At 64.2% G+C, this 22,864-nt stretch carries 25 protein-coding genes; 12 read left to right on the top strand and 13 right to left on the bottom strand.

All coding sequences use genetic code 11. From position 1 onward, the window contains the following. Positions 1-5: 5 nt before the first annotated feature. On the bottom strand, positions 6-965 hold the full coding sequence (miaA, locus tag QUV11_RS08700) for a tRNA (adenosine(37)-N6)-dimethylallyltransferase MiaA (protein WP_300881682.1): 960 nt from the start codon (positions 963-965) through the stop codon (positions 6-8). Between miaA and serB the strand changes: the two genes are divergently transcribed. After that, entirely contained in the window at positions 958-1,836 is an 879-nt protein-coding gene (serB, locus tag QUV11_RS08695; protein ID WP_300881680.1) for a phosphoserine phosphatase SerB, read from the top strand. The two genes, miaA and serB, sit on opposite strands and share 8 nt — an antisense overlap. A 168-nt stretch (positions 1,837-2,004) precedes the next feature. Here serB and QUV11_RS08690 read toward each other — a convergent pair whose 3' ends face one another. The 8 genes from QUV11_RS08690 to QUV11_RS08655 all read right to left on the bottom strand — a co-directional run bounded on the left by QUV11_RS08690 (position 2,005) and on the right by QUV11_RS08655 (position 10,609). Further along, a complete protein-coding gene (locus tag QUV11_RS08690; protein WP_300881678.1) occupies positions 2,005-2,901 on the bottom strand; it encodes an SDR family oxidoreductase in 897 nt (298 codons plus the stop codon). A gap of 151 nt (positions 2,902-3,052) precedes the next feature. Beyond that, positions 3,053-3,748, bottom strand: a complete 696-nt coding sequence (gene phoB, locus QUV11_RS08685) for a phosphate regulon transcriptional regulator PhoB (protein ID WP_289619012.1) — start codon at positions 3,746-3,748, stop codon at positions 3,053-3,055. A gap of 32 nt (positions 3,749-3,780) precedes the next feature. Continuing rightward, entirely contained in the window at positions 3,781-4,506 is a 726-nt protein-coding gene (gene phoU, locus QUV11_RS08680; protein WP_300881722.1) for a phosphate signaling complex protein PhoU, read from the bottom strand. An 87-nt stretch (positions 4,507-4,593) separates the two neighbouring features. After that, on the bottom strand, positions 4,594-5,367 hold the full coding sequence (gene pstB, locus QUV11_RS08675) for a phosphate ABC transporter ATP-binding protein PstB (RefSeq protein ID WP_300881674.1): 774 nt from the start codon (positions 5,365-5,367) through the stop codon (positions 4,594-4,596). Between the two features lie 8 nt (positions 5,368-5,375). Further along, positions 5,376-6,602, bottom strand: a complete 1,227-nt coding sequence (gene pstA / locus QUV11_RS08670; RefSeq protein WP_300881720.1) for a phosphate ABC transporter permease PstA — start codon at positions 6,600-6,602, stop codon at positions 5,376-5,378. 61 nt (positions 6,603-6,663) lie between these two features. Beyond that, on the bottom strand, positions 6,664-8,040 hold the full coding sequence (gene pstC, locus QUV11_RS08665; protein WP_300881672.1) for a phosphate ABC transporter permease subunit PstC: 1,377 nt from the start codon (positions 8,038-8,040) through the stop codon (positions 6,664-6,666). A gap of 9 nt (positions 8,041-8,049) precedes the next feature. Next, positions 8,050-9,099, bottom strand: coding sequence for a substrate-binding domain-containing protein (locus tag QUV11_RS08660; protein WP_300881670.1), 1,050 nt, complete (start codon positions 9,097-9,099; stop codon positions 8,050-8,052). A 211-nt stretch (positions 9,100-9,310) separates the two neighbouring features. Then, positions 9,311-10,609 carry an ATP-binding protein gene (locus tag QUV11_RS08655; protein WP_300881668.1) on the bottom strand — a complete coding sequence of 433 codons (1,299 nt, stop codon included), beginning with the start codon at positions 10,607-10,609 and terminating at the stop codon, positions 9,311-9,313. Between the two features lie 190 nt (positions 10,610-10,799). Here QUV11_RS08655 and QUV11_RS08650 point away from each other — a divergent pair, with 190 nt between their 5' ends. The 4 genes from QUV11_RS08650 (at position 10,800) to QUV11_RS08635 (ending at position 13,629) form a co-directional block, all read left to right on the top strand. Next, complete coding sequence (locus QUV11_RS08650) at positions 10,800-11,228, top strand: hypothetical protein (RefSeq protein ID WP_300881666.1); 429 nt, start codon at positions 10,800-10,802, stop codon at positions 11,226-11,228. Positions 11,229-11,243: 15 nt separating this feature from the next. Continuing rightward, a complete protein-coding gene (locus tag QUV11_RS08645; RefSeq protein WP_300881664.1) occupies positions 11,244-11,555 on the top strand; it encodes an HPr-rel-A system PqqD family peptide chaperone in 312 nt (103 codons plus the stop codon). A 98-nt stretch (positions 11,556-11,653) separates the two neighbouring features. Continuing rightward, positions 11,654-12,547 carry an HprK-related kinase A gene (locus QUV11_RS08640; RefSeq protein WP_300881662.1) on the top strand — a complete coding sequence of 298 codons (894 nt, stop codon included), beginning with the start codon at positions 11,654-11,656 and terminating at the stop codon, positions 12,545-12,547. Continuing rightward, positions 12,544-13,629: a nucleotidyltransferase family protein gene (locus QUV11_RS08635; protein ID WP_300881660.1), complete on the top strand. Its 1,086-nt coding sequence runs from the start codon at positions 12,544-12,546 to the stop codon at positions 13,627-13,629. Before QUV11_RS08640 ends, QUV11_RS08635 begins: the two co-directional genes overlap by 4 nt. Here the strand turns inward: QUV11_RS08635 and QUV11_RS08630 are convergent. Further along, positions 13,626-14,042: a GNAT family acetyltransferase gene (locus tag QUV11_RS08630; RefSeq protein ID WP_300881718.1), complete on the bottom strand. Its 417-nt coding sequence runs from the start codon at positions 14,040-14,042 to the stop codon at positions 13,626-13,628. The two genes, QUV11_RS08635 and QUV11_RS08630, sit on opposite strands and share 4 nt — an antisense overlap. Further along, positions 14,039-14,728: an HAD hydrolase-like protein gene (locus QUV11_RS08625; RefSeq protein WP_300881658.1), complete on the bottom strand. Its 690-nt coding sequence runs from the start codon at positions 14,726-14,728 to the stop codon at positions 14,039-14,041. The genes QUV11_RS08630 and QUV11_RS08625 overlap by 4 nt, the downstream gene beginning before the upstream one ends. 94 nt (positions 14,729-14,822) lie before the next feature. Between QUV11_RS08625 and glmU the strand changes: the two genes are divergently transcribed. The 6 genes from glmU (at position 14,823) to QUV11_RS08595 (ending at position 21,611) form a co-directional block, all read left to right on the top strand. Beyond that, a complete protein-coding gene (gene glmU, locus QUV11_RS08620; protein WP_300881656.1) occupies positions 14,823-16,181 on the top strand; it encodes a bifunctional UDP-N-acetylglucosamine diphosphorylase/glucosamine-1-phosphate N-acetyltransferase GlmU in 1,359 nt (452 codons plus the stop codon). Positions 16,182-16,231: 50 nt separating this feature from the next. After that, on the top strand, positions 16,232-16,609 hold the full coding sequence (locus tag QUV11_RS08615; protein WP_300881654.1) for a ribbon-helix-helix domain-containing protein: 378 nt from the start codon (positions 16,232-16,234) through the stop codon (positions 16,607-16,609). Beyond that, positions 16,606-16,986: a PIN domain-containing protein gene (locus QUV11_RS08610; RefSeq protein ID WP_300881651.1), complete on the top strand. Its 381-nt coding sequence runs from the start codon at positions 16,606-16,608 to the stop codon at positions 16,984-16,986. Before QUV11_RS08615 ends, QUV11_RS08610 begins: the two co-directional genes overlap by 4 nt. Before the next feature lie 15 nt (positions 16,987-17,001). Then, positions 17,002-18,825: a glutamine--fructose-6-phosphate transaminase (isomerizing) gene (glmS, locus tag QUV11_RS08605; protein WP_300881649.1), complete on the top strand. Its 1,824-nt coding sequence runs from the start codon at positions 17,002-17,004 to the stop codon at positions 18,823-18,825. Between the two features lie 99 nt (positions 18,826-18,924). Next, entirely contained in the window at positions 18,925-19,188 is a 264-nt protein-coding gene (locus tag QUV11_RS08600) for a hypothetical protein (RefSeq protein ID WP_300881647.1), read from the top strand. Between the two features lie 119 nt (positions 19,189-19,307). Then, positions 19,308-21,611, top strand: a complete 2,304-nt coding sequence (locus tag QUV11_RS08595; RefSeq protein WP_300881645.1) for an EAL domain-containing protein — start codon at positions 19,308-19,310, stop codon at positions 21,609-21,611. A 16-nt stretch (positions 21,612-21,627) separates the two neighbouring features. Here QUV11_RS08595 and purQ read toward each other — a convergent pair whose 3' ends face one another. Both purQ and purS read right to left on the bottom strand, forming a co-directional pair. Beyond that, a complete protein-coding gene (gene purQ, locus QUV11_RS08590) occupies positions 21,628-22,302 on the bottom strand; it encodes a phosphoribosylformylglycinamidine synthase subunit PurQ (protein ID WP_300881640.1) in 675 nt (224 codons plus the stop codon). Next, a complete protein-coding gene (gene purS, locus QUV11_RS08585) occupies positions 22,302-22,532 on the bottom strand; it encodes a phosphoribosylformylglycinamidine synthase subunit PurS (protein WP_300881638.1) in 231 nt (76 codons plus the stop codon). Before purS ends, purQ begins: the two co-directional genes overlap by 1 nt. Before the next feature lie 173 nt (positions 22,533-22,705). Here purS and QUV11_RS08580 point away from each other — a divergent pair, with 173 nt between their 5' ends. After that, positions 22,706-22,855 carry a hypothetical protein gene (locus QUV11_RS08580; protein ID WP_300881636.1) on the top strand — a complete coding sequence of 50 codons (150 nt, stop codon included), beginning with the start codon at positions 22,706-22,708 and terminating at the stop codon, positions 22,853-22,855. Positions 22,856-22,864: the final 9 nt, after the last annotated feature.

Here is a 22,864-nt window from a genome sequence, read left to right as displayed (position 1 = left end):
TAAGATTAGAATAAAATATCAAAATTCGCGATAAAACTATCTGAAAGTGGTTCCTCGACGACACGCCAGTCCGGCGGTGGCTGGTTGCGGAACCAGGTGTATTGGCGTTTTGCATATTGTCGGGTGGCGAGTTGTCCGTCGGCCAGGCATTGCCCGGCATCGATTTCACCACGCAGAAGGCGGGCAACCTCGGGTACGCCGATGGCGCGCATCACCGGCAGATCGGGCGAGAGATGGCGTGTCAGCAGCGTTTCCACCTCGGCCAGCGCGCCGCGCTCCAGCATCGTGGCGAATCGCCGGTCGCAGCGTTCGAGCAGCCAGTCACGCGGGGGGCGCAGAATCAGCGGATGCAGCGTGATCTGCTCGGAGATGCCGCCCAGCTTGTGCGCCTGCCAATGCGCGATCGGCTGGCCGGTGGAGCGGATGATCTCGAGCGCGCGCGCAACCCGGGTGGTGTCGGCAGGCGCCAGCCGCGCTGCGCTTGCCGGATCTTCGATCGCCAGCGCAGAATGCGCCTGCGCCACCGGCATCGCGCGTACCGCCTCGCGGATGGCGGGATCGATCGGCGGGATCGGGGCGATGCCGTCGAGCAACGTGCGGATATACAGCCCGGTGCCGCCGACCAGGATCGGCAGCGCGCCTGCTGCGTGCGCGGCGGCGATCTCGGCACGGGCATCGGCGGCCCAGCGCGCGGCGGAGCACGCCTCGGCGCCATCGATATAGCCGAACAGCCGGTGCTGGATACCGCCCATCTCCGGCTCGTCCGGTCGGGCCGAGAGGATGGCAAGATCGGCATAGACCTGCGCGCTGTCGGCGTTGATGATGACGGCCTTTTGTCCGCGGCTTTCCAGCCAGCGGGCATAGTCGACCGCCAATCCGCTCTTGCCGCTGGCGGTCGGTCCGGCAATAAGCGCCACCGCCGGGCGGGTGTTTCCGGTCCTATCGGGAGAAGTGATTGTGCCCATAGCCGTGCTGATAGCAGCAGAGCCCCTGCCAGCGGGAGAGCTAAACGCTGCCGCCGACAGATTGCACCAGGCAGGGCTCGTGGTGGGCCAAAGTCATTGGGTCGAGCCGGGGCTGGTCGGTGAGGTGCACTTCGCCGGTGACCGCATGGCCGCCGACGCCGCGCTGGCGCCGTTGCGTGCTTGTGCCGATGTGCTGGTGCTCGACGAAGCGGCGCGCGCGCCCAGGCTGCTGATCTCGGACATGGACAGCACGATGATCGCCAATGAGTGCATCGACGAGCTGGCCGATTACGCCGGGGTCAAGCCGCAGGTCGCGGCCATCACCGAGCGCGCGATGCAGGGCGAGCTCGATTTCGAGGCAGCCTTGCGCGAACGCGTCGGCCTGCTCAAGGGACTGAGCGAGCATGTCATCGGGGACTGCCTGGGCCATCGCATCCAGCCGATGCCCGGTGCGCGCACCCTCGTGCGCACGCTCTCGCAGCGCGGCGCGGATTGCGTGCTGGTCTCGGGCGGGTTTCATTCGTTCGCCGATGTCATCGGCGCAGAACTCGGCTTCGATGCGGTGTTCGCCAACCGGCTGGTGATCGAGAATGGCCATATGACCGGAGACCTCGAAGGCACCATCGTCGATGCCGCGCGCAAGGCGGAGATCCTGATGGAGCAGATCGACAGGCAGGCGCTCGATGCGGGGCAGGTGATCGCATTGGGCGATGGTGCCAACGATATTCCGATGCTGAAAGCCGCCGGAACGGGAATCGCTTATCACGCCAAGCCCGCCGCGATCGCGGCCGCAGATGCCCACATCGCGCATGGCGACTGGACGGTGCTGCTCCACGCATTGGGCATCGCGCGCGCCGACTGGCGGGATTGAGCAAACCAAAAAGGGGTGCGGCGAACCTTGCCACACCCCTTTTGGATTAGACACCCGAACCTTGGTCTCGTCATTCCCGCGTAAGCGGGAATCCCGCTTCAGCGCCGCGAAGTCGCAGCAGAGCGGGACGCCCGCGTGCGCGGGGGTGACGAAACCAGGACTCTTTGATCAGCCCTGCAGCAGGCGCATGATCGTCATCGCCTGTTCGCTGCCCGACTGCGGCACGGTCTCGCCGGTGCGGTCGGTGATCTTGTCGAAGATCCGCGCGACGCCTTCTGCGGTACGCTCGCCCTCGGGCAAAGCTGCACCCTGTGTCATCGTGACATAGGCCGCGTGGAATGCGCCAGCGCCTGCACCGATGATCATGTTGGTCGGCGCATCTTCGGACACCAGATAGACCGCGGCAGGCACGACGTTCTCGGGCTTGAAGGCTGCGAACGCTTCAGGCGGGAAGATGTCTTCGGTCATGCGCGTGCCGGCAACCGGCGCCAGCGTGTTGACCTTGATGTTGTTCTTCGCGCCTTCCAGATACAGCGTCTTGGTGAGGCCGGCGAGGCCGAGCTTGGCCGCGCCATAATTGGCCTGGCCGAAGTTGCCGTACAGGCCGGTTGACGAGGCGGTCATCAGGATGCGGCCATAATTCTGCTCGCGCATCGTTTCCCACACCGCCTTGGTGCAGTTGGCCGAGCCGAGCAGGTGGACCTTGACCACCAGATCGAAATCGGCGGGCTCCATCTTGGCGAAGCTCTTGTCGCGCAGGATGCCGGCGTTGTTGATCAGAACGTGGACACCGCCCCAGGCTTCCTTGGTCTTGGCGACCATCTCGACCATCTGCTCGTATTCGGTGACCGAACCGCCATTGGCCATGGCCTCGCCGCCAGCCGCCTTGATCTCATCGACCACCTGCGCGGCAGCATCGGAGGTGCCGGTGCCGTCGCGCGATCCGCCGAGATCGTTGACGACAACCTTGGCGCCGCGTGCGGCAAGATCGAGCGCATAAGCGCGACCGAGGCCGCCGCCTGCACCGGTAACGATGGCAACGCGGTCTTTGAAACTGATGGTCATGAGATGCATCCTTTCGGGCATGGTTTTACACGGGGCGCGGCAAATGCGCGCGGAATGGCGCGGGTTTTAGCCATGTTGCGCCGCTTGGCAAGCACCAAGCGCCCCCCGCCCCGATTGACGTTCGCGTAAAGCCGCGCTGACGTTACGGCGATCAGGCCAGTTCGCTGTCCAGCGCGTAGCCGGCAGACCGCACCGTGCGGATGATATCGGGCTGGCCATGCGCGTTCAGCGCCTTGCGCAGCCGCCGGATATGGACGTCGACGGTGCGAATCTCGATATCGCTGTCGTGGCCCCAGACGCTGTCGAGCAGCCGCTCGCGCGAGAACACCCAACCGGGATGCTCGAGGAAATGGCGCAGCAGGCGAAATTCGGTAGGGCCCAGCGGGATGGTCTGTCCCGAGCGCTTCACCTTGTAGCCCACGGTGTCCATCTCGATATCGGCAAAGCTCAGGGCCTCGCCCGCCAAGGCCGGACGCACGCGGCGCAGCACCGCGTTGACGCGGGCGATCAGTTCGCGCGGGGAGAACGGCTTGGTGACATAATCGTCCGCGCCGATGTCGAGCCCGCGCACCCGGTCTTCCTCTTCGCCGCGCGCCGACATCATGATGATCGGGATGTTCGATGTGTCGTTGTCGCGGCGCAGGCGGCGGCAGACCTCTATCCCTGAAAGATTTTCGATCATCCAGTCGAGCAGCACGATATCGGGCCGCTCCTCGCGCGCGATCAGCATCGCTTCTTCGCCATCGGCGGTCTGGCTGACACGAAAGCCCTGTTTGTCGAAGTGCCAGGAGACAAGCTCTGCCAGTGCCATGTCGTCTTCAACCAGCAGCAGATGGGGTGTTGTCATCGTCTTCGTGCTTTCTTGTGCGAAAAGGCCGGTCAGGAAGCTCCCGACCGGTCGGTATCGGGTGCCAGCGCGTCGTCGCCGCGCTCGCGTTCGTTCATCGATTGGCCGGTCACTGCGAAATAGACCATTTCCGAGACGTTGGTGGCATGATCGCCGATCCGCTCCAGGTTCTTGGCAATGAACAGCAGATGCGTGCCCGCGCCGACATGCTCGGGGTTTTCGATCATGTGCGCGATCAGCGCGCGGAAGATGCTGTTGTAGAAATCGTCGACCGTCTTGTCCTGCGCGCAGACCGCGACCGCGAGGTCCGCGTCGCGCCGGGCAAAGGCAGTGAAGGCATCATCGACGAGCTGGCGGGTGGCATCGGCCATCGCGGGCAGCAGCCGTGCGGCCTCGATATGCTGGTCTGCATCGATCAGCGCGACGCGCTTGGCGATATTCTTGGCATAATCGCCGATCCGCTCGACGACGCCTGAAATCTTGAGCGCAGCGACCAGCTCGCGCAGGTCATCGGCCATCGGCGCACGCAGCGCGATGGTCTGGATGACCATGCGGTCGATCTGCTCTTCGAGCGCGTCGATGCGCTTGTCGCCCTCGACCACCTGGCGCGCCAGATCGAGATCGTTGGTGGCGAGCGCGGTCATCGCGCCCTCGACCGCCTTTTCGGCGCGGCCGCCGATTTCGGCGATCAGCCCGCGCAGGGTGATCAGGTCGCCATCAAAGGCTTTGAGCGTGTGTTCGTTCTGGCTGTGATTCATCATGGTTTCCAAATCATGTCGGCGACGGCCTTGTCGGGATCAGGATAACCCGGAAAGGCGGTCGTTGTCGCTGAACTATGTGCGCGATCAGCCATATCGGCCGGTAATGTAGTCACGAGTCCGCTCTTCGCGCGGATTGGTGAAGATGTCGGAGGTGTCGCCATATTCCACCATGGTCCCAAGATGGAAAAAAGCGGTCTTCTGCGAGACGCGCGCAGCCTGCTGCATGTTGTGGGTGACGATGACGATCGCATAGCGGCCGCGCAGTTCGTGGATCAGTTCCTCGATCTTGGCGGTGGCGATCGGGTCGAGCGCCGAGCAGGGCTCGTCCATCAGGATCACCTCGGGATCGACCGCGATAGCGCGCGCGATGCACAGCCGCTGCTGCTGGCCACCCGACAGCGCGGTACCGCTCTCGCTCAGCCGGTCCTTGACCTCGTTCCACAGGCCTGCGCGCACCAGCGAGTTCTCGACGATCTGGTCGAGCTCCGCCTTGTTGGGGGCCAGGCCATGGATGCGCGGGCCGTAGGCGACATTGTCATAGATCGACTTGGGGAAGGGGTTGGGCTTCTGGAAGACCATCCCGACACGGGCGCGAAGCTGCACCACATCCATCTTGCTGGAATAGATGTTCTCGCCATCCAGCGTGATGTCGCCCTCGACACGCGCGGTGGGGATCGTGTCGTTCATGCGGTTCAGCGTACGCAGGAAGGTCGACTTGCCGCAGCCCGAGGGGCCGATGAACGCGACGACATTGTCCATGTCGATGTCGATCGACACGCCCTTGATCGCCTGCTTGTCGCCGTAGAACACCTTCACGTCGTGAGCCGACATCTTGGGGGCAGAAACAGTTTCGGTCATGGATTTCGTTACCATCGCGTTTCAAACCGGTTGCGCAGATAAACCGCGACCGCGTTCATGGTGAGCAGGAAGACGAGCAGGACGATGATCGCGGCGGATGTCTTTTCGACAAAGCCGCGATTGACCTCATCCGACCACAGGAAGATCTGCACTGGCAGCACGGTGGCGGGATCGGTGAAGCCATCGGGCGGGGTGGTGGTGAAGGCGCGCATGCCGATCATCAGCAGCGGCGCGGTTTCGCCCAGCGCCCGCGCCATGCCGATGATGGTACCGGTCATGATGCCGGGGATCGCCAAAGGCAGCACATGGTGGAAGACGACCTGGATCGGGCTGGCGCCCACCCCCATCGCGGCTTCGCGGATCGACGGCGGCACCGCCTTGATCGCGTTGCGCGAGGCGATCACGATCACCGGCATGGTCATCAGCGCCAGCGTCAGGCCGCCGACGATCGCGGCCGAGCGCGGCATTGCGAAAAACTGCAGGAACACCGCGAGGCCCAGCAGGCCGAAGATGATCGAGGGCACCGCCGCCAGGTTGTTGATCGACACCTCGATCAGGTCGGTCAGGCGGTTCTTGGCGGCGTATTCCTCAAGATAGACCGCCGCCAGCACGCCGACCGGAAAGGCCAGGAACAAGGTCACCACCATGGTGATCAGCGAGCCCTTGAGCGAGCCCCAGATGCCGACCTGCGCCGGATCTGTGCCGTCCGAGCCGGTGAGGAAGTTCCAGTTCAGCGTCTGGCGCACTTCGCCCGCCTGGCGCAGCTGCGCATAGTCGGCCTCGGCCTCGGGCGTGGACGTATCCTTGGCGGCGCGATCGATGTCGCTCGATGTCGGCAGCCAGAATTTCGCCTTGCCCAGGATCAGGTCGGGATTTTCGGTCAACTGGGCGCGCAGCGCGGTCCAGGCGGTCGACGCGAAAAAGCGGCTGCCATCCTTGCCATACTGCGCCTGCACGGCGTTGTCGTAGATCCGCCGCACATCGATCGACGCGATCGTCGCCGACAGGCGCGGGCCGGTGAGTTGCTCGGCAGAGATGCTGCCGGTGGCTGCGGGCATGTCGACGGTCAGCGTCGCCTCGGTGGTGATGAACCCCTTGGCGCCGTTGCCGACCATCACGAACAGCAGGAACGCCAGGAACAGCGACGACAGCACGACAGCTGCTAGCCCCATGAACTTGAAGCGCCGTTCGGCAGCATAGCGCGAGGCGATGCGCTTTTGCATCGTCTGGCCCATCCAGTCGGTCTTGCGCGCGCCGGAGGCGGGGGCAGGCAGGTTTGCGGGCATGGAGACGGTCTCAGTCATACGCTTCCCGATATCTTTTGACGATCTGCAGCGCGACGATGTTGAGCAGCAGCGTGACGATGAACAGCGTGAGACCGAGCGCGAAGGCGGCGAGCGTCATCGGGCTGTTGAAATCGGTGTCGCCGGTGAGTAGCTGGACGATCTGGGTGGTCACCGTGGTGACGCTGGCGAACGGGTTGGCGGTGAGGTTGGCGGCAAGGCCAGCAGCCATCACCACGATCATGGTCTCGCCGATCGCGCGGCTGACCGCGAGCAGCACGCCCCCGACTACGCCGGGGAGCGCTGCAGGGATCAGCACCTGCTTGATCGTCTCGCTCTTGGTCGCCCCCATCGCCAGCGAACCGTCGCGCATGCTGCCGGGGACCGCGGCGATGCTGTCATCGGCCATCGAGGACACGAACGGGATGATCATCACGCCCATGACAAGACCTGCAGCCAGCGCCGATTCGGACGAGGCATCGCTGATGCCGATCATCACCGCAAAGTTGCGCAGCGCCGGCGCCACGGTGAGTGCGGCGAAATAGCCATAGACCACGGTGGGCACGCCCGCGAGAATCTCGAGGATCGGCTTCATCCACTTGCGCACATTGGCGCTGGCATATTGGGTAAGATAGACCGCGCTCATCAGCCCAAGCGGAATTGCGACGATCATCGCGATGATCGCGCCGATGAACACGGTGCCCCAGAACAACGGCACCGCGCCAAAGCCGGTTGCCTGGCCATCGACCACCTTGTCGGACGGGTTCCAGTTGAGCCCGAACAGGAATTCGAACGGCGAGACGAGCTGGAAGAAGCGGATCGTCTCGAAAATCAACGAAGCGACGATGCCCAGCGTCGCGAGGATCGCGATCAGCGAGGCCAGCAGCAGCGCCAGCATCACCGTACGTTCGACCTGGGTGCGGGCGCGGAAATCGGGACGGATGCGGGTGAAGGCATAGGCGCCGCCGGCAAAGCACAGCAGGAACGCCGCCAGTGCGCCGATCAGCATGTACCGGCGGTCCGCATCGGCATAGAGCGGCGCAAGCTGGACCGCAGCATCGTTGAAGACCTTGAGGTCGGCATTGCGCGACAGCTCTCGGGCCTCCGACAGGATCGCCGCACGCGCAAACGGGTCGGCGGGCAGGTCGGCTGCCAGCGGGCTTTCCAGCACCGCGAAGCTGCCCAGCGCCGGCGCGACCGAGCTCCATACCAGCAGGAACAGGATGGCGGGCACCACCGCCCACATCGCGGCGTACCAGCCGTGATAGCTGGGCAGCGAATGGACGCTGGCTGCACCCGACTGGATAAACCGTCCGGCGCGGGCGCGCGCGAACACCCAGGTGATCAGGCCAAGCCCGGCGATCAGAAACAATATGGCTGTGCTGGTCATGGCTCTGGCCTATTTCAGCGCCGCGCCGTCGAGCGTGGACAGCGTCTTGATCCGTCCCAGCATCTCGCTGCGCATCTTGTCCGGTGCGGCGATCAAGCCGATCCGCGTGAGATAGCCGTCATGCTCGCCGCCGCGCATGAACTCCGCGAGATACTCGCGCAGACCCGGGATGACGTCGACATGCTTCTGCTTGACGTAAATGTAGAGCGTGCGGGCACCGGGATACTCGCCACTTTCAATCGTGGCATATGTGGGCTCGACTCCATTGATCGGCACGCCGCGCACGGTATCGGCATTGTCGGCAAGATAGCTGTAGCTGAAAATGCCGACGGCGTCGGGGTTGGTCGAGAGCTTCTGGACGATCAGGTTATCGTTCTCGCCGGTATCGGTATAGGCCTGGTCGGTGCGCACCGAATGGCACACTTCCTCGAACCGTTCCTTGTCGCTGTCAGACAGCGCCGCGACCGCCGGATCGGACTTGCAGCCCTTTTCCATGATAATCTCTTCGAGCGCATCGCGCGTGCCCGACGTCGAAGGCGGGCCGAAGATGTTGATTCGGGTGTCGGGAAGCGCCGGATTGATGTCCGGCCAGCGGATCGCCCTGTTGGGACCCTTGCCGAACGGCTGGGCGGCCAGAGCGGTGTAGAACTCGTCCACCGTCAGGCTGATCTTGGGGCCGTTTTTCGACTGGGCCAGGGCGATGCCGTCGAAACCGATGATGATCTCGATCACGTCATCCACGCCATTGGCGAGGCAGCGTTCGAACTCGCTCTTCTTGATGCGGCGCGATGCGTTGACGATGTCGGGCGTGTTGGCACCGACCCCCGAGCAGAACAGTTCGACCCCGCCGCCGGTTCCGGTCGACTCGAGGATCGGCGAGCGCCGTTCCGGATCGAAGTTGACGAACTCTTCGGCCACCTTCTTGGCGAAGGGGAACACGGTGGACGAGCCGACGATGCGAATTTCGCTCCGGCTGCTGCCCTGGTTGGTCGACGCCGGGTCCTGACACCCCGCCAGCAGCAAAGCTGGAAGGCAGGCAAAAGCGAGCTTCCTGATCAAAACCCCAACCTCTCAAAAAGCCGGAGCCGCCTCAGCAGCCCCGGCCGTCCCGAATACAGGACACGCTTGGCCCTTCCAGAATCACGCCATTCGGCGCGCGTGTGGAAGGGCGGCCCCCGACACGGAGCCGATAGGGAGAGGGGGTTGCCCAAAGATGACAATGGGATGACGGATTTATGACAACGCCCCCGGATCCCCGGTGCGCCGGCGTTCAGGCGGGCACGGTTAAATCGGGATTCGGCCCGGATCCGTCGATCTGGGGGGTGCGCGGGTCGGCGGGCAGGGTGATCGTCATTGTCGTCCCGCGCTGAACCTCGCTGTCGATTTCGAGCCGTCCGCGGTGCCGTTCGACGATGTGCTTGACGATCGACAGGCCAAGACCTGTGCCGCCGATCGCGCGGCTGCGGCTCGAATCGACCCGATAGAAGCGTTCGGTCAGCCGCGGCAGATGTTCCGGCGCAATGCCCTCGCCGCAATCGCTGACCGACAGCCGCACCAGCGCGCCGTTGCGCGACGAGCGCAGCCGCATCGTTACCGGGGTTCCCGCCTGACCGTATTTCATGCTGTTCGACACCAGATTGTGGAGCAGCTGCGAAAGCTGCGTCCGGTCGCCGCGCAACGGGGGGAGATCGGGCCCGATATCGAGCACGATGTCCGCGCCGCGCTCGGGGTGGCTGTGGCGCAGCACTGTCTGCACCTCGCGCATCAGTTCGGGCAGATCGACGGGGGTGTCGGGAACGCGGAACTTCTCCGCCTCGATGCGCGACAGCGAGATGAGGTCGTCGATCAGCTTCTGCATCCGGTTGGCTTCGCGGAACATGACGTTGAGGAAGCGCGCACGGGTCTCCGGATCGGCGCCGGCCTCATTGTCTTCGAGCGTCTCGATAAAGCCCTTGATCGATGCCAGCGGGGTGCGCAGCTCGTGGCTGGCATTGGCAACGAAATCGGTGCGCATCCGCTCGACGGCATAAACGCCCGAGCGGTCCCACAGATGCAGGATTCGTTCGCCGCCGGGCATGTCGCGCACCAGCATCTCCCAACGCTGGTCGCGACTGCCGATGCCGACCAGCTGGATCGGGCCTTCGGCCGCGGCGCTGGTATCGACGAGCAGATCGGCAGCGGCAGGATGGCGGATCACCAGCCGGACATCCTCGCCCACGCAATATTCGCCCAGCAGCTTGCGCGCGGCGCTGTTGGCTCGGCGGACGTTGGTGCCGGTCAGCACCAGCACCGGATCGGCCAGGCCATCGATGAAGCTGGTAAAGTCGCGATGCTGGCTGATCGGCTTGATTTCCGGCTCGCGGATCGGGGCTGCGGCCTGGGGGTTGTGCTTAGCCGGGCTGGAAAGATCGGCCATCGCGACGATCGCAACGAGCCCGGCGGCGAAGCAGATCATCGCCTGCTCTACGCCGTTGCTGCCAAACTGGCTGATTGCCACGCCCGCGCCCAGCAATGCTGTCGCGAACAGAAAGCGGCCGCCATTCAGTCCCGATACCGGAGTGTCTCCCATGGGTTGCGCGTATATCAAACCGCGCGGATTCGCGCTATCGGTCATCCGGGCCCTGGCGAGATTTACCTCTGGCTGCCAGCGTGTCCCGCAGAAGGACAGGCGATCAAATACCTTGCCTTGGCGGGTCGATGGTCCTTAAGTTTGCTGAGGCATGTGCGCCGATCGTCTCGGGCACCGGGGAATTTCAAATATGAGCGCTGACGACGGCAACAGGGGTGACACCGGCAAGAATGATTCGCGCGATCCGCTGGCGCGCGGCACGGCTTCGCGGCGTACCCTGCTGATCGGCGCCGTCGCAACGTCCGCGGTGGTGAGCATTCGTCCGGCGCTTGCACAGACGGCAGGCTCGGTGCTCAACTGCACCATCCCCGTGCCCGAGCGCGGCAAGGGGATGTTCATCGATGCGTCGGGCAAGCTCGTCTCTCCCGATACACCGGGTGCTTTTCCTCCCTCCCCGCGCGACTTCACGGGTGAAGAGGTGCGCCAGGCGCTGCAGGGCCGCAGCCTGCCGGGGACCTCGCGCGAACAGTCGCGGGCCTATCTCAATTACATCCGCAAGCTGCAGAACGGCCAGAGCGGATTTACCTGCTACGCCTCGCTGCAGATGCCGCGCCGCTGAGCGGTGGCCTCGGCGATGTCCGTCCTGCGCTTTGCTGCCTTGCCCGAAACCGCGCTGAAGCGCGTGCCACTCGGCGGGCTCGAAGCGATCTACCATGTGCCCTCGGGTATCACCCATCTGCTGGCCGAGCCGGTCCCGGATTTGCTGGATGCGCTGGCGCGGCTGGGGCCTGGCAAAGCAGCGTCTGCGGCGGAGGTTCTGGTGGCGGTCGCGGAGCGCTTCGATATCGTCGGAGACGACCCGGGCGAGGCGCCTGTGGCGGTGGTGGCAGAACGGTTGGCAGAGCTGGCGCAGCTCGGTCTGGTCGCGGTCCGTCACGATGCGTGACACGCTTGCATCACGCTGATGCAAATCTGCGCCAGCTTGGGGCGTAGCCTTCTGTTTCCATTTTGTCCCGGCCTCTGCGCGCTGTAAGGCGCAAAGCCATGCGCCACTCCTGTTTTATCACTGTTGGACCGGCCCGATTCCGTATCGGCAGTGACTGGCGTGCGCCGATCGATCAGCTGCGCCAGCTCTACAGCGATTACCCGCTCGACGAGGGTGTTCCCGATTTCACCGTGCGGCTGCAGGCGACCTCGGCCTTGCGCCGGGTCGTCAGGCCGCAGGTTGCGATCGCGGGGGATTTCACCTTGCCCGATGCGGTGCCCTTGCCGCTGGAGCAGGGGCTGCTCGCGGCCGAAATGGCAATGAACCTGCAGATGGCCTTGGGCTGGCGGCGGCATCTGCTGCTGCACGCGAGCGCGGTGTCGCGCAATGGCCGCGCCGTTATCATGACCGGGGTGTCGGGCGCGGGCAAGTCCACCCTGTCGGCACTGCTCGGGGAACGCGGCTGGCGCTTTCTGGGCGACGAGTTCGTGCTGCTCGATCCCGATACCGGGATGATCGTGCCGTTTCCGCGCCCGGTCAGCCTCAAGAACACCGCGATTTCGGCCATGGAGCGCGAGGTCGACGACGACACCCGCTTCGGTCCGGTGATGCGCGATACCCCCAAGGGCACGATCCGGCACCTGCGCCCGCGCACCGAGGCGGTCCAGCTGATGGCGCGCGAAACCCGGCCCGCTTTGCTGCTGTTCCCGCGCTTTGGATACCCGCGCGCAGTCCGGCGGGTCGATGAGGCGGAGAGCTTCGTCCGGTTGACCCAGGCCTCGACCAATTATGTCGCGCTGGGCGAACGCGGGTTCGATGCGCTCACCGGCTTTGTCCGCGCGATGTCAGCGTGTGCGATCGATTATGCCGATGGCGAGGAGGGCGTCGAGATGGTCGAGCGACTCTGGTCGGAGCAGGGCGCCAAGACCGGGGCGAGGGCAGCCGCGGCATGACCAATGGCTGGTCGGTCGCGCGCGCGCTTACCGATCCGGGGTCGGTCGCCGCGCTGGATGCCACCGGCTGGACGCATCTGCTGTCAGCCGCGCGTGCGCTGTCGCTGATCGGCACGCTGGCCGAGGTGCTGGCCGATGCCCCGATCCCCCCCGATGTCGCCCGTGTCTTTGCCGACGTGCGCCATTCCAACGTCGCAGGGCAACGCCAGGCGCTGTGGGAGGCCGAGTGCGCGCGGATGGCGCTCGCCGAATATCCCGGCCGGGTGGTGCTGCTCAAGGGCACTGCCTTTGCCGCAGCCGGATACGACGCGGCGTTGGGTCGGTCGATCGGCGATCTCGACATATTGGTGGATCGCGGCGGGCTCGACCAGGTCGAGGGGCTGCTGCTCGAGGCTGGCTGGGAGTGGGTCAAGCCCGATCCGTATGATGACGCCTATTATCGCGAATGGATGCACGAACTGCCGCCGCTGATCCATGCAGAGCGTGACCGGATGATCGACGTTCACCACACGATCCTCCCGCTGACTGCCGGGCCCACCCCCGATGCCGCCGCGCTGATCGCAGATGCGCGCGCGCTGCCATCGGGGCTATACGCGCTGAGCCCCGCCGACATCATCTGCCATGCCGCCGCGCACCTGATTGCCGATGGCGACCTGTCGGGCGGGATGCGCAACCTGTGGGACATCGACCGGCTGGTGCGGCAGTTTGTCGTCGAGGAGGAAGGGTTTTCCGAAACGCTGGCGGAGCGCGCGAAGCTGCATGGGCTGACGGATGCCGTGGGCCGTGCGTTGCGGCTATCGGCCCAGTTGTTCGGCACCCCAATCGTTTTCCGGCGAAAGTCGGAGTCCAGAGCGAATGCAGCGCAATCCGACCCTGGACTCGGGCTTTCGCCGGAGAACAGCAGGGTATCGACGAGCGACACGCTTTTCCTGCGCCGGATCACTGCGGTCGATGGCTGGGGCCGAAAGACTCGCAAGCTCACCCGACAGGGTTTCTACATCCGCTCGCACCTGCTGCGGATGCCGCCTGCGATGCTGGCGCGGCACCTGTGGACCAAGTGGCGCAAGGGGCACCGGGGTTAGTCCTGAAGCCAGCGGCCCATGCTGATGCGGGGCTCTTCGGCATAGCCCAGACCGGCATAGAACCCGGCGACCGCCTTGTTGGTATCGCGCACCTGCAGGTTTACTTTGGTGCATCCCAAGGCGCGCAACGCATCCTCGGCGGTCCTCACCAATCGGGCGCCCAGCCCATGGCCCTGCTCGCCGGGCAGTACCGCGACCGAATACAGCCAGCCGCGATGGCCATCATAGCCTGCCATGATACTCCCGATCACACGCTCCCCGCCTATCGCGACCCAGAACAGCTCGGGCTGGAACGCAAGCTTCTGGGGAATTGCAACCTGCGCGCGACTGTGCGGCGGATCGTCAGGGAAACAGGCGTTCCATAGCGCTTCGACCCCGGCAAAATCGCGCAGATCGAACCGGCGGATCGTCACTGGCAAACCAGTTGCTCCAGCGTCGGAATGAAGTCGTCATAATGGTCGATGATCGCGTCCGCGCCCAGGCTCTCGACCGGCTGATGCAGAAAGCCGAAGCTGACCGCGACACAGGGAATGCCGGCATTGTGCGCGGCCATCACGTCGTAGATGCTGTCGCCGATGAACGCCGCCGGGGTCACCCCCGGCTCGCCCCCGCAGCGGCGGATCATCTCGTCGATCGGCGCGCGGTCGGGCTTGGCTTTGCCCTTGCCCATGGTGTCGCCGCCGATGACGCAGGCGAAGCGGTCGATCAGCCCGACCTCGGTCAGCAGTTTCACCGCGAACCTTTCATACTTGTTGGTAACGATGGTCATCTTGACCCCCATCGCATCGAACCGCGCCATCGCATCGAGCAGCCCTGGATAGGGCGGCGATCCGGTGCCCAGATTCTCGCCATAATGGTCGAGCAGGATCGGCAGATAGTCGCGCAGCGCCTGCGGATCGGTGTTGCCCGCGCGCTCCAGACCTACCTGCAGCATGTGCTTGGCGCCGAGGCCTACCATCGGCTTGACTTCGTCCCGGGTCAGTGTCGGCAGCCCTGCGAGCGAAAGCGTGTGGTTGACCGAAACGGTCAGCTCGGGGCTGGTGTCGAGCAATGTGCCGTCGAGATCAAAGCCAATGATTTGGTAGGGAAAATCTGTCATGGGGGCCTGCATCGCCCGAAAAAGGTGGAAGATGCAAGCGGTTCGTGGCAAGACTTTGCGCGATCTGCTTTGGGAAACGCGGAGAACATTGAATATGGGTGAGCAGGCGCTGACCGCAATCATTTTGGCGGCAGGCCAGGGCACACGGATGAAGTCCGATCTGCACAAGGTGCTTCACCCTGTTGCCGGTCTTTCGATGCTGCATCACCTGCTGGAAAGCCTGACGGCGGCGGGGGCCGCGCGCCAGGTCGTCGTTGTGGGAGCACGGCGCGAGCAGGTGGAGGCATCGGTTGCACCGCGCGGCGTTGCGATCGCGCATCAGGCCGAGCAACTGGGCACCGCGCATGCCGCGCTGCAGGCCAAGGCCGCGCTCGCCGATTTCGACGGCACCGCGATCGTCTGCTTCGGCGATACGCCCTTTCTCAAGCCAGATACCATCCGCCGCCTGACCGAACGCCTTTCCGCGCCCGACGCACCGCGCGTTGCGGTGCTGGGATTCACCCCCGATGATGCCAAGGCCTATGGCCGGATCATCGCGGATGAATCGGGGACCATCGCCAAGATGGTGGAGTTCAAGGACGCAAGCGACCACGAACGCAGCGTGAGGCTGTGCAACTCGGGCGTGACCGCGGTGCGTACGGCGGATCTGTGGCCGCTGCTCGAACGTGTCGGCAACGACAATGCGGCGGGTGAATATTATCTTCCCGATATCGTCATGCTGGCGATCGCCGATGGAGATCGCGCGGTGGTGGTCGAGACCGACGCCGACGAGTTGATCGGCATCAACAGCCGCGCCGAGCTCGCCGAAGCCGAAAGCATCTGGCAGGCCCGCCGCCGGGCGCAGGTGATGGCCGATGGCGCGAGCCTGGTCGCTCCCGAAACGGTATGGTTCGCGCATGACACGGTGATCGGCCGCGATGTCGTGATCGAGCCCAATGTGGTCTTCGGACCCGGCGTCACCATCGCCGATGATGTCGTGATCCACGCGTTCAGCCATCTTGAAGGCGCGACCATCGCCAGCGGCTGTTCGGTCGGCCCGTTCGCGCGGCTGCGGCCCGGTGCACAGATGCAGGAAGGCGCCAAGGTCGGCAATTTCGTCGAGATGAAGAAGGCGGTGCTCGGCCCCGGCGCGAAGGCCAGCCACCTGACCTATCTCGGCGACGCGACCGTCGGCGCCAACGCGAATATTGGCGCGGGCACGATTACCTGCAATTACGACGGCTATTTCAAATACCAGACCGTGATCGGCGAAAATGCCTTTATCGGCTCGAACAGCTCGCTGATCGCTCCGGTGAAGATCGGGCGCGATGCGATCGTCGCTGCTGGCAGCGCGGTCTCGCGCGACGTCGCCGATGGCGAGTTGCGCCTCGTTCGCGGTGAACAATTGGTCAAGCCCGGCTGGGCCGACCGCTTCCACGACGCGATGCGCAGGAGAAAGCGCGAGGGCAAGTGAGGCGGCATTCGGATTGACATGATATCATGATATGATATCAGTATATCACCATGCCCCGCATCCTCGCTGACCTTCCTGAAGATGACATCGAATGGCTCGACCAGCTTGCTGCCGAGCAGGGCAAATCGCGTGCGCAGGTTTTGCGCGAGGCTGTAGCGGATTATAAAGTCGGGTTTTCCTCGGCACAGGACAAGAAGTGGCTCGATATCGGTTTTGGCGCGTGGCGCGACCGCGTCGATATTGGCGACTCCGTCGAGTGGCAAAGACGTGAACGTGCATCATGGACGCGGCCTTGGGACGACGACTATGAAGAGGTCAAAGCCGAGTTTCCCGATCTGTTTGACGACGAGGATGACCGTCAGCGCCAAATCCACCTCGATATGCTGGCCGGCAAATATCCTGAACCTAAGCAGCTAAATTCCAAGTGAGCGGCTTCAGTTTCGATTCAAATATCATCATCGATGCATTGGCTGGGTACATTCAGGCAAGAGCAGAAATCGACCGTGCCACCGATTTTGGAGCCAGGGCTTGGATCAGTCGCGTGGTCTGGATCGAGGTCATGTCCAAGGGCGAGGGGGATTCGCTGAGGCGTGCCGAAACGCTTCTTTCGGGATTCGGTATTGATGAAGTGGATGCTGAAATTGGCAGGCGCGCAGCTGCGCTCCGCCGCGAGCGTGGGCAGCTCCGGGCCATGGACGCCATCATCCTCGCCACCGCCCAGATACGCGGACGCGTCCTGATTACACGAAATACCAAGGATTTTCCGGCAGAGATGCCGGGCATCCGCGTTCCCTATCAGCTTTGAAAGGCCCCCCTGCGCATGTGCGGTATCGTTGGAATTCTGGCCCGTCGCGATGTCGTGGGCGATCTGGTCGATGGCCTGAAGCGGATGGAATACCGCGGCTATGATTCGGCGGGGGTGTGCACCGTGCACGAGGGGCAGCTGGTGCGCCGGCGCGCCGAGGGCAAATTGCGCAATCTGGTCGATGTGCTCGCCAAGGACCCCGCGCCCGGCCATGTCGGCATCGCGCACACCCGCTGGGCGACGCACGGCGCGCCGACCACGTCGAACGCGCACCCGCATGCCACCGGCGAGGTCGCTTTGGTGCACAACGGCATCATCGAGAACTTCAAGTCCCTGCGCGATGCGCTGATCGCGCGCGGTCGCACCTTCGAGAGCGAGACCGATTCGGAAGTCGTTGCGCATCTGCTCAGCGAGCGGGTCGAGGCGGGCGACAGCCCCGAGGACGCGGTGAAAGCGGTGCTGCCGCAATTGCGCGGTGCGTTTGCGCTCGCGATCGCGTTTCGCCAGCATCCCGATCTGCTGATCGGCGCGCGGCTGGGCTCGCCGCTGGTACTGGGCTATGGTGACGGCGAGACCTATCTCGGATCGGACGCGCTCGCGCTCGCCCCGCTGACCCAGCGCATCGCCTATCTCGAAGAGGGCGACTGGGTGGTGCTGACCCGCGAGGGCGCGCAGATCTATGACGCCGACAACGCACCGGTGGAGCGCGAGGTGACGCTGTCGGGGGTCACAGGCGCGCTGATCGACAAGGGCAACCACCGCCACTTCATGCAGAAGGAGATCTTCGAGCAGCCGGTGGTCGTGGCGCAGACACTGCAAAGCTACATCCGCTCGGTCGAACAGAAGGTGGCGCTGCCGCAGATGGACTTCGAGCTGTCGGATATCGACCGCGTGACGATCATCGCCTGCGGCACGGCATCGTATGTGGGCATGATCGGCAAATACTGGATCGAGCAGCTCGCCCGCGTTCCGGTCGAGGTCGATGTCGCGTCGGAGTACCGCTACCGCGACCCGGTGCTGGCGCCGAACATGCTGGGCGTGGTCGTCTCGCAATCGGGCGAGACCGCCGATACGCTGGCGGCCTTGCGCCACATGAAGGCGGGCGGGGTGACCACCGCAGGGATCATCAACGTGCCGACCAGCTCGATGGCGCGCGAGGTCGACCTGCTGCTGCCGACGCATGCCGGGCCCGAGATCGGCGTCGCCTCGACCAAGGCGTTCACCTGCCAGCTGGCGGTGATGGCGGCGCTGGCGGTCAATCTGGCGCGCGCCAAGGGCAGGCTCAGCGAGGCCGAAGAGGCCGAGATCGTGCGCCATCTGATCGAGGCGCCCGCCGCGATCAACGAGGCTTTGGGCCATGACGCCGACATCGAGGCGATGGCGCACACCATCGCGCAGGCGCGCGACGTGCTGTATCTGGGCCGCGGACCCGATTACGCGCTGGCATTGGAGGGCGCACTCAAGCTCAAGGAAATCAGCTATATCCACGCCGAGGGCTATGCCGCCGGCGAGATGAAGCACGGCCCGATCGCGCTGATCGACGAGGCGGTGCCGATCATCGTCATCGCGCCGTCGGGTCCGCTGTTCGAAAAGACGGTGAGCAACATGCAGGAGGTGCGCGCACGCGGCGGCAAGGTCGTGCTGATCTCGGATGCCGCAGGGCTCGAAGAGGCGGGCGAGGGGTGTCTCGCGACGATCGAGATGCCACGCGTGCACCCGCTGATCGCGCCGCTCGTCTATGCCGTGCCGGTGCAGCTGCTCGCCTATCACGTCGCCGTCGCCAAGGGCACCGATGTCGACCAGCCGCGCAATCTCGCCAAGTCGGTAACGGTGGAATAGTCCCTGTAAGATAGGGGCAACTGTCTCTAATCGATCGACAAATTCACATGCAAAGAATGCAAGTGCATGGAACACAATTGCACTTGTATGACAGCAGTTATGACCTATTTCCCGCCTCAGGAAACAGGATGTCTGCACGGCCAATTCCAAAACATCTTATCAGGAGTTCGTCATGCGTATCGCATTCAATCTGGCCGCCGCTTTCGTCAGCAGCGCCGTCATCATGCTGGCCGTAATCTAAAAATCGGGGCCGCCGACACGTCGGTGGTACGGCCATCATTCCCCTTAGCCTGCGGCGAGCGTGAACACGCGGCCGCAGGCAAGGCGGAAACCCGGACTTTCCGGTTACATCCCATTCAATAATGACCGAACCCATCGTGCGATGGGTCGCCTGTGGTTACGCTTCGCTAACTTTGTTTGGCTAAACCCTGCGCGTGAGCATCACCAAACATAACCCGTCCACGGCTAGTAAATTGCCCGTGATGGCCATTCTTGGCCTGGCCGACCCTGCGGATGCCGATTGGGACCACTTCCGCGCGATCCAGTATAGCGGGCTTGCGCGCTACGCGATCTTGCGGGTGGTGACCAATCTGGTGCTGGGCCTGATGGTGTGCCAGCTCTTCGCCGGTGTCGTGCCTTTGTGGCATCTCGCGGGCTGGATGGCGATGCTGGGCGGCGCCCTTTATTTTCCGACAATCGTCTACCGGCAGAGCGGAATGGTCAACCACGACCATGTCGCACGCCGATTTGTGTTGCAGCTTGTCGCAGCGACCAGCCTGGTTGCGTTCGTCTGGTGCATTCCGATTCTGAGTTTCGCTCCGCTGGCGGGGCCAATCGAACTGGTGACCATCTGGACCATCGTGGCGGCCCTGGTGGTGGGGGGAACCCTACTGCTCAACGCCCTGCCGCTGGGCGCGGTCGTGTTCAACCTTGTCTTGATGGTGGCATCGATCATCGCCTTTGCGCGGATCGGCAACATGGTGACGATCGGCGCGATCGTCTGTTTCTCGATCCTTCTCGCCTTATCGGGCTTCGAAAACGCGCGCGCCTTCCTGCTGTTCAAGCTTTCTGAGGTCGGGCTGGCCGAGAAGGCCGAGGTCGTCAGCCTGTTGCTGCGCGAATTCGAGGAAGGCGATGCCGACTGGCTGTGGCAGATCGACGCGTCTCGGCGCATCGTCGCGGCCAGCCCGCGTTTTGCCTTTGCTGCCGGACGCGAGCCCCACGAAATCGAGGGCATGCCGCTCACCCAGCTCATCGCAGGCAAGTCTTGGGAAGGGGGCAACCTGCCTCCCAGTCTGCATGTTCTGTCGGGAAAGCTGACCAGGCGCGAGAGCTTCTCCAATCTGATCGTCAAGGTTCTGGGGGACACGAAGACCTTCTGGTGGGAACTGTCCGCATCGCCGCGCTATGATGACAGCGGCGCCTTTATCGGGTTTCGCGGTGTCGGATCGGATGTGACCGAGAACCGCGAAAGCGCCGAGAAGATCGCCCGGCTGGCACGCTATGACACGCTGACGGGCCTGCCCAACCGGTTGCAGCTCACCGAAGCGCTCGACCGGGCGCTCAGCGAATGCGAGCAATGGAAGATCCGATGCGGCTTCCTGATGATCGATCTCGACCGGTTCAAGTCGGTCAACGATACGCTTGGCCATCTCGTCGGCGACCGGCTGCTCGCACAGGTGTCGCTGCGGCTGCGCTCGCTGATGGGCAAGGACGAGATGTGCGGACGTCTTGGCGGCGACGAGTTCGCGGTCGTGATGCGCGATACCGGCGATGGCCAGCGGATTGCCGATCTGGCCGGACGGATCATCGATGTCCTGTCGCGCCCTTATGAGGTGGACGAGCACACCTTGTTCATCGGTGCCAGCGTGGGATCTGCCAACGGCCTTCGCGATGGGCGCACGGTCGAGACGCTGATGCGCAGCGCCGATCTGGCGCTGTATCAGTCGAAGGACGAGGGGGGTGGACGCCACAACCAGTACGAGCCCAGGCTGCACAGCCATGCCGAGGAACGCCGGACCATGGAAATGGCGCTGCGCAAGGCTCTGGAAAAGGACGAGTTTTCGCTCGCCTATCAGCCGGTGGTCGACGCTGCGAGTGAGTCTCTGGTCGGCTTCGAAGCCCTGCTGCGCTGGCACAACCCGGAATTCGGGCAGGTTTCGCCGGGCCGCTTCATCCCGTTGGCGGAAGACGCGCGGCTGGTTGTCCCGATCGGCAACTGGGTGCTGCACCGCGCCTGTCGCGAGGCGGTGTCCTGGCCTGCCGACGTGCGCGTGGCGGTCAATGTGTCTGCTGAACAGCTCTATGAAGCCGATTTCGTCGATACTGTGGTCGAGGCGCTGTCCGAAGCCGGGCTCGCACCGCAGCGGCTCGAGCTCGAGGTTACCGAAAGCGTGTTCTTGCGCGAAGGATCGCGCGCCGGCGAAACCCTGGATCGCATCCTGGCGCTGGGCGTCGGCCTGTCGCTGGACGATTTCGGCACCGGCTATTCGGCGCTGGGCTATCTCAGCAAGACCCGTTTCACCACGATCAAGGTGGACCGCAGCTTCGTTCAAGGCGCGGCGCGCGGACTGCCCGAAAGCATCGCGATCATCCGCGCCGTGGTCGCGATGGCGGACAGTCTAGGCATGGCCACGACCGCCGAGGGCGCCGAGACCGAGAACGAGGTCCGGGTCATCCGCGATCTGGGATGCAAGAAAATCCAGGGCTATTACTACGGACGGCCGATGGCGGCAGAGGATGTCGCCGAGATGTTCGGCGATCACCGCGCCGCGGTGTTCGGATAGACCATAGCCGCCAGCGTCAGGCGCGCTCCAGCACCGATTGTGCCAGTGCCTCGAACAGCCGCGCCCCGTCGGTTCCGCCATGCTGCGGTTCGACCATCCGCTCCGGGTGCGGCATCATGCCCAGCACATTGCCCTTGGCGTTCAGCACACCGGCGATGTCGCGCGCCGACCCGTTGACCGGTTCGGCATAGCGGAACGCGACCTGGCCTTCGCCTTCGATTCGGTCCAGCGTCGCGTCGTCGGCAAAATAGTTGCCGTCATGGTGTGCGACGGGGATGTGGATCGTCTCGCCGGGCTGGTACAGCGCGGTGAAGCGGCTGGAGGCGTTCTCGACTGTCAGGCCGACCGTCCGGCAGACGAAACGGATGCCGGCATTGCGCATCAGCGCGCCGGGCAGCAGCCCTGCCTCGGTCAGGATCTGGAAGCCGTTGCAGATGCCCAGCACGGCGACACCGCGCTCGGCCGCCTCGACCACCGCACCCACCACCGGAGACCGCGCCGCCATTGCGCCCGAACGCAGATAGTCGCCATAGGAAAACCCGCCAGGAACCGCGATCAGATCGAGACCTTCGGGCAGCGTCTGATCGCCATGCCACAGACGGATCGGCGCATGGCCGGTGACCCGCTCGATCCCGACGGCCAGGTCGCGGTCGCAGTTGGAGCCGGGGAAGGTGATGACCGCCGATTTCATCAGGCGAGCTCGACGCGGTAGTTTTCGATCACCATGTTGGCCAGCAGCTTGCGGCACATGGCATCGATATCCTCGTCGCTGGTGCCATCGGCCAGGGTCAGCTCGATCAGCCGACCGGCGCGGACATCTTCCACGCCGCCGAAGCCCAACCCTTCCAGCGCATGGTGGATGGCGCGGCCCTGCGGGTCGAGCACACCGTCTTTCAGGGTCACATGGATGCGGGCCTTCATCGGCGTCCTCCTGGCAGAATGAATGGCCTGCCCTATACCGTGCGGCGGCAAAGGGGCAAGGGGGCTCGGCGCATTAACCCTGGATCAGCGGCGTCCGGTGCGTTGTTGTTAACCGATGTTAATAACGGTCTTGAAAGCCGCCGGGTGTAATGTTCCCTTGAAATGGGGGAAGTATGGCTGGACTCGCTCTTGCAATGTTCGTCGGACTTTTTGGCTTCGGCCACGAGCTGGTCGGCTGGAACGACCCCGAGGGCCATGTCCAGCTGGCACTGTTCATGGCCTTCATCTTCGGCATCATCAGCGGCTATCGCACGCGCGGCTGACCCAAGCAC

Source organism: Blastomonas sp. (assembly GCF_030373265.1).
Classification (GTDB): Bacteria; Pseudomonadota; Alphaproteobacteria; order Sphingomonadales; family Sphingomonadaceae; genus Blastomonas.
The sequence above is the reverse complement of the archived record's forward strand: the minus strand, read 5'-3'. Positions and strand labels throughout refer to the sequence as shown.

Excerpts from the sequence above, each read along its gene's own strand:
- QUV11_RS08600 (WP_300881647.1), top strand. The coding sequence starts at position 18,925 with ATGACCTATTTCCCGCCTCAGGAAACAGGATGTCTGCACGGCCAATTC.
- QUV11_RS08645 (WP_300881664.1), top strand. The coding sequence starts at position 11,244 with ATGTCCGTCCTGCGCTTTGCTGCCTTGCCCGAAACCGCGCTGAAGCGC.
- QUV11_RS08635 (WP_300881660.1), top strand. The coding sequence starts at position 12,544 with ATGACCAATGGCTGGTCGGTCGCGCGCGCGCTTACCGATCCGGGGTCG.
- pstC (WP_300881672.1), bottom strand. The coding sequence starts at position 8,040 with ATGACCAGCACAGCCATATTGTTTCTGATCGCCGGGCTTGGCCTGATC.
- QUV11_RS08690 (WP_300881678.1), bottom strand. The coding sequence starts at position 2,901 with ATGACCATCAGTTTCAAAGACCGCGTTGCCATCGTTACCGGTGCAGGC.
- QUV11_RS08595 (WP_300881645.1), top strand. The coding sequence starts at position 19,308 with ATGGCCATTCTTGGCCTGGCCGACCCTGCGGATGCCGATTGGGACCAC.
- phoB (WP_289619012.1), bottom strand. The coding sequence starts at position 3,748 with ATGACAACACCCCATCTGCTGCTGGTTGAAGACGACATGGCACTGGCA.
- pstB (WP_300881674.1), bottom strand. The coding sequence starts at position 5,367 with ATGACCGAAACTGTTTCTGCCCCCAAGATGTCGGCTCACGACGTGAAG.
- QUV11_RS08650 (WP_300881666.1), top strand. The coding sequence starts at position 10,800 with ATGAGCGCTGACGACGGCAACAGGGGTGACACCGGCAAGAATGATTCG.
- QUV11_RS08580 (WP_300881636.1), top strand. The coding sequence starts at position 22,706 with ATGGCTGGACTCGCTCTTGCAATGTTCGTCGGACTTTTTGGCTTCGGC.
- glmS (WP_300881649.1), top strand. The coding sequence starts at position 17,002 with ATGTGCGGTATCGTTGGAATTCTGGCCCGTCGCGATGTCGTGGGCGAT.
- miaA (WP_300881682.1), bottom strand. The coding sequence starts at position 965 with ATGGGCACAATCACTTCTCCCGATAGGACCGGAAACACCCGCCCGGCG.
- pstA (WP_300881720.1), bottom strand. The coding sequence starts at position 6,602 with ATGGGCCAGACGATGCAAAAGCGCATCGCCTCGCGCTATGCTGCCGAA.
- phoU (WP_300881722.1), bottom strand. The coding sequence starts at position 4,506 with ATGAATCACAGCCAGAACGAACACACGCTCAAAGCCTTTGATGGCGAC.
- QUV11_RS08640 (WP_300881662.1), top strand. The coding sequence starts at position 11,654 with ATGCGCCACTCCTGTTTTATCACTGTTGGACCGGCCCGATTCCGTATC.
- QUV11_RS08625 (WP_300881658.1), bottom strand. The coding sequence starts at position 14,728 with ATGACAGATTTTCCCTACCAAATCATTGGCTTTGATCTCGACGGCACA.
- QUV11_RS08615 (WP_300881654.1), top strand. The coding sequence starts at position 16,232 with ATGCCCCGCATCCTCGCTGACCTTCCTGAAGATGACATCGAATGGCTC.
- glmU (WP_300881656.1), top strand. The coding sequence starts at position 14,823 with ATGGGTGAGCAGGCGCTGACCGCAATCATTTTGGCGGCAGGCCAGGGC.
- purS (WP_300881638.1), bottom strand. The coding sequence starts at position 22,532 with ATGAAGGCCCGCATCCATGTGACCCTGAAAGACGGTGTGCTCGACCCG.
- QUV11_RS08655 (WP_300881668.1), bottom strand. The coding sequence starts at position 10,609 with ATGGGAGACACTCCGGTATCGGGACTGAATGGCGGCCGCTTTCTGTTC.
- purQ (WP_300881640.1), bottom strand. The coding sequence starts at position 22,302 with ATGAAATCGGCGGTCATCACCTTCCCCGGCTCCAACTGCGACCGCGAC.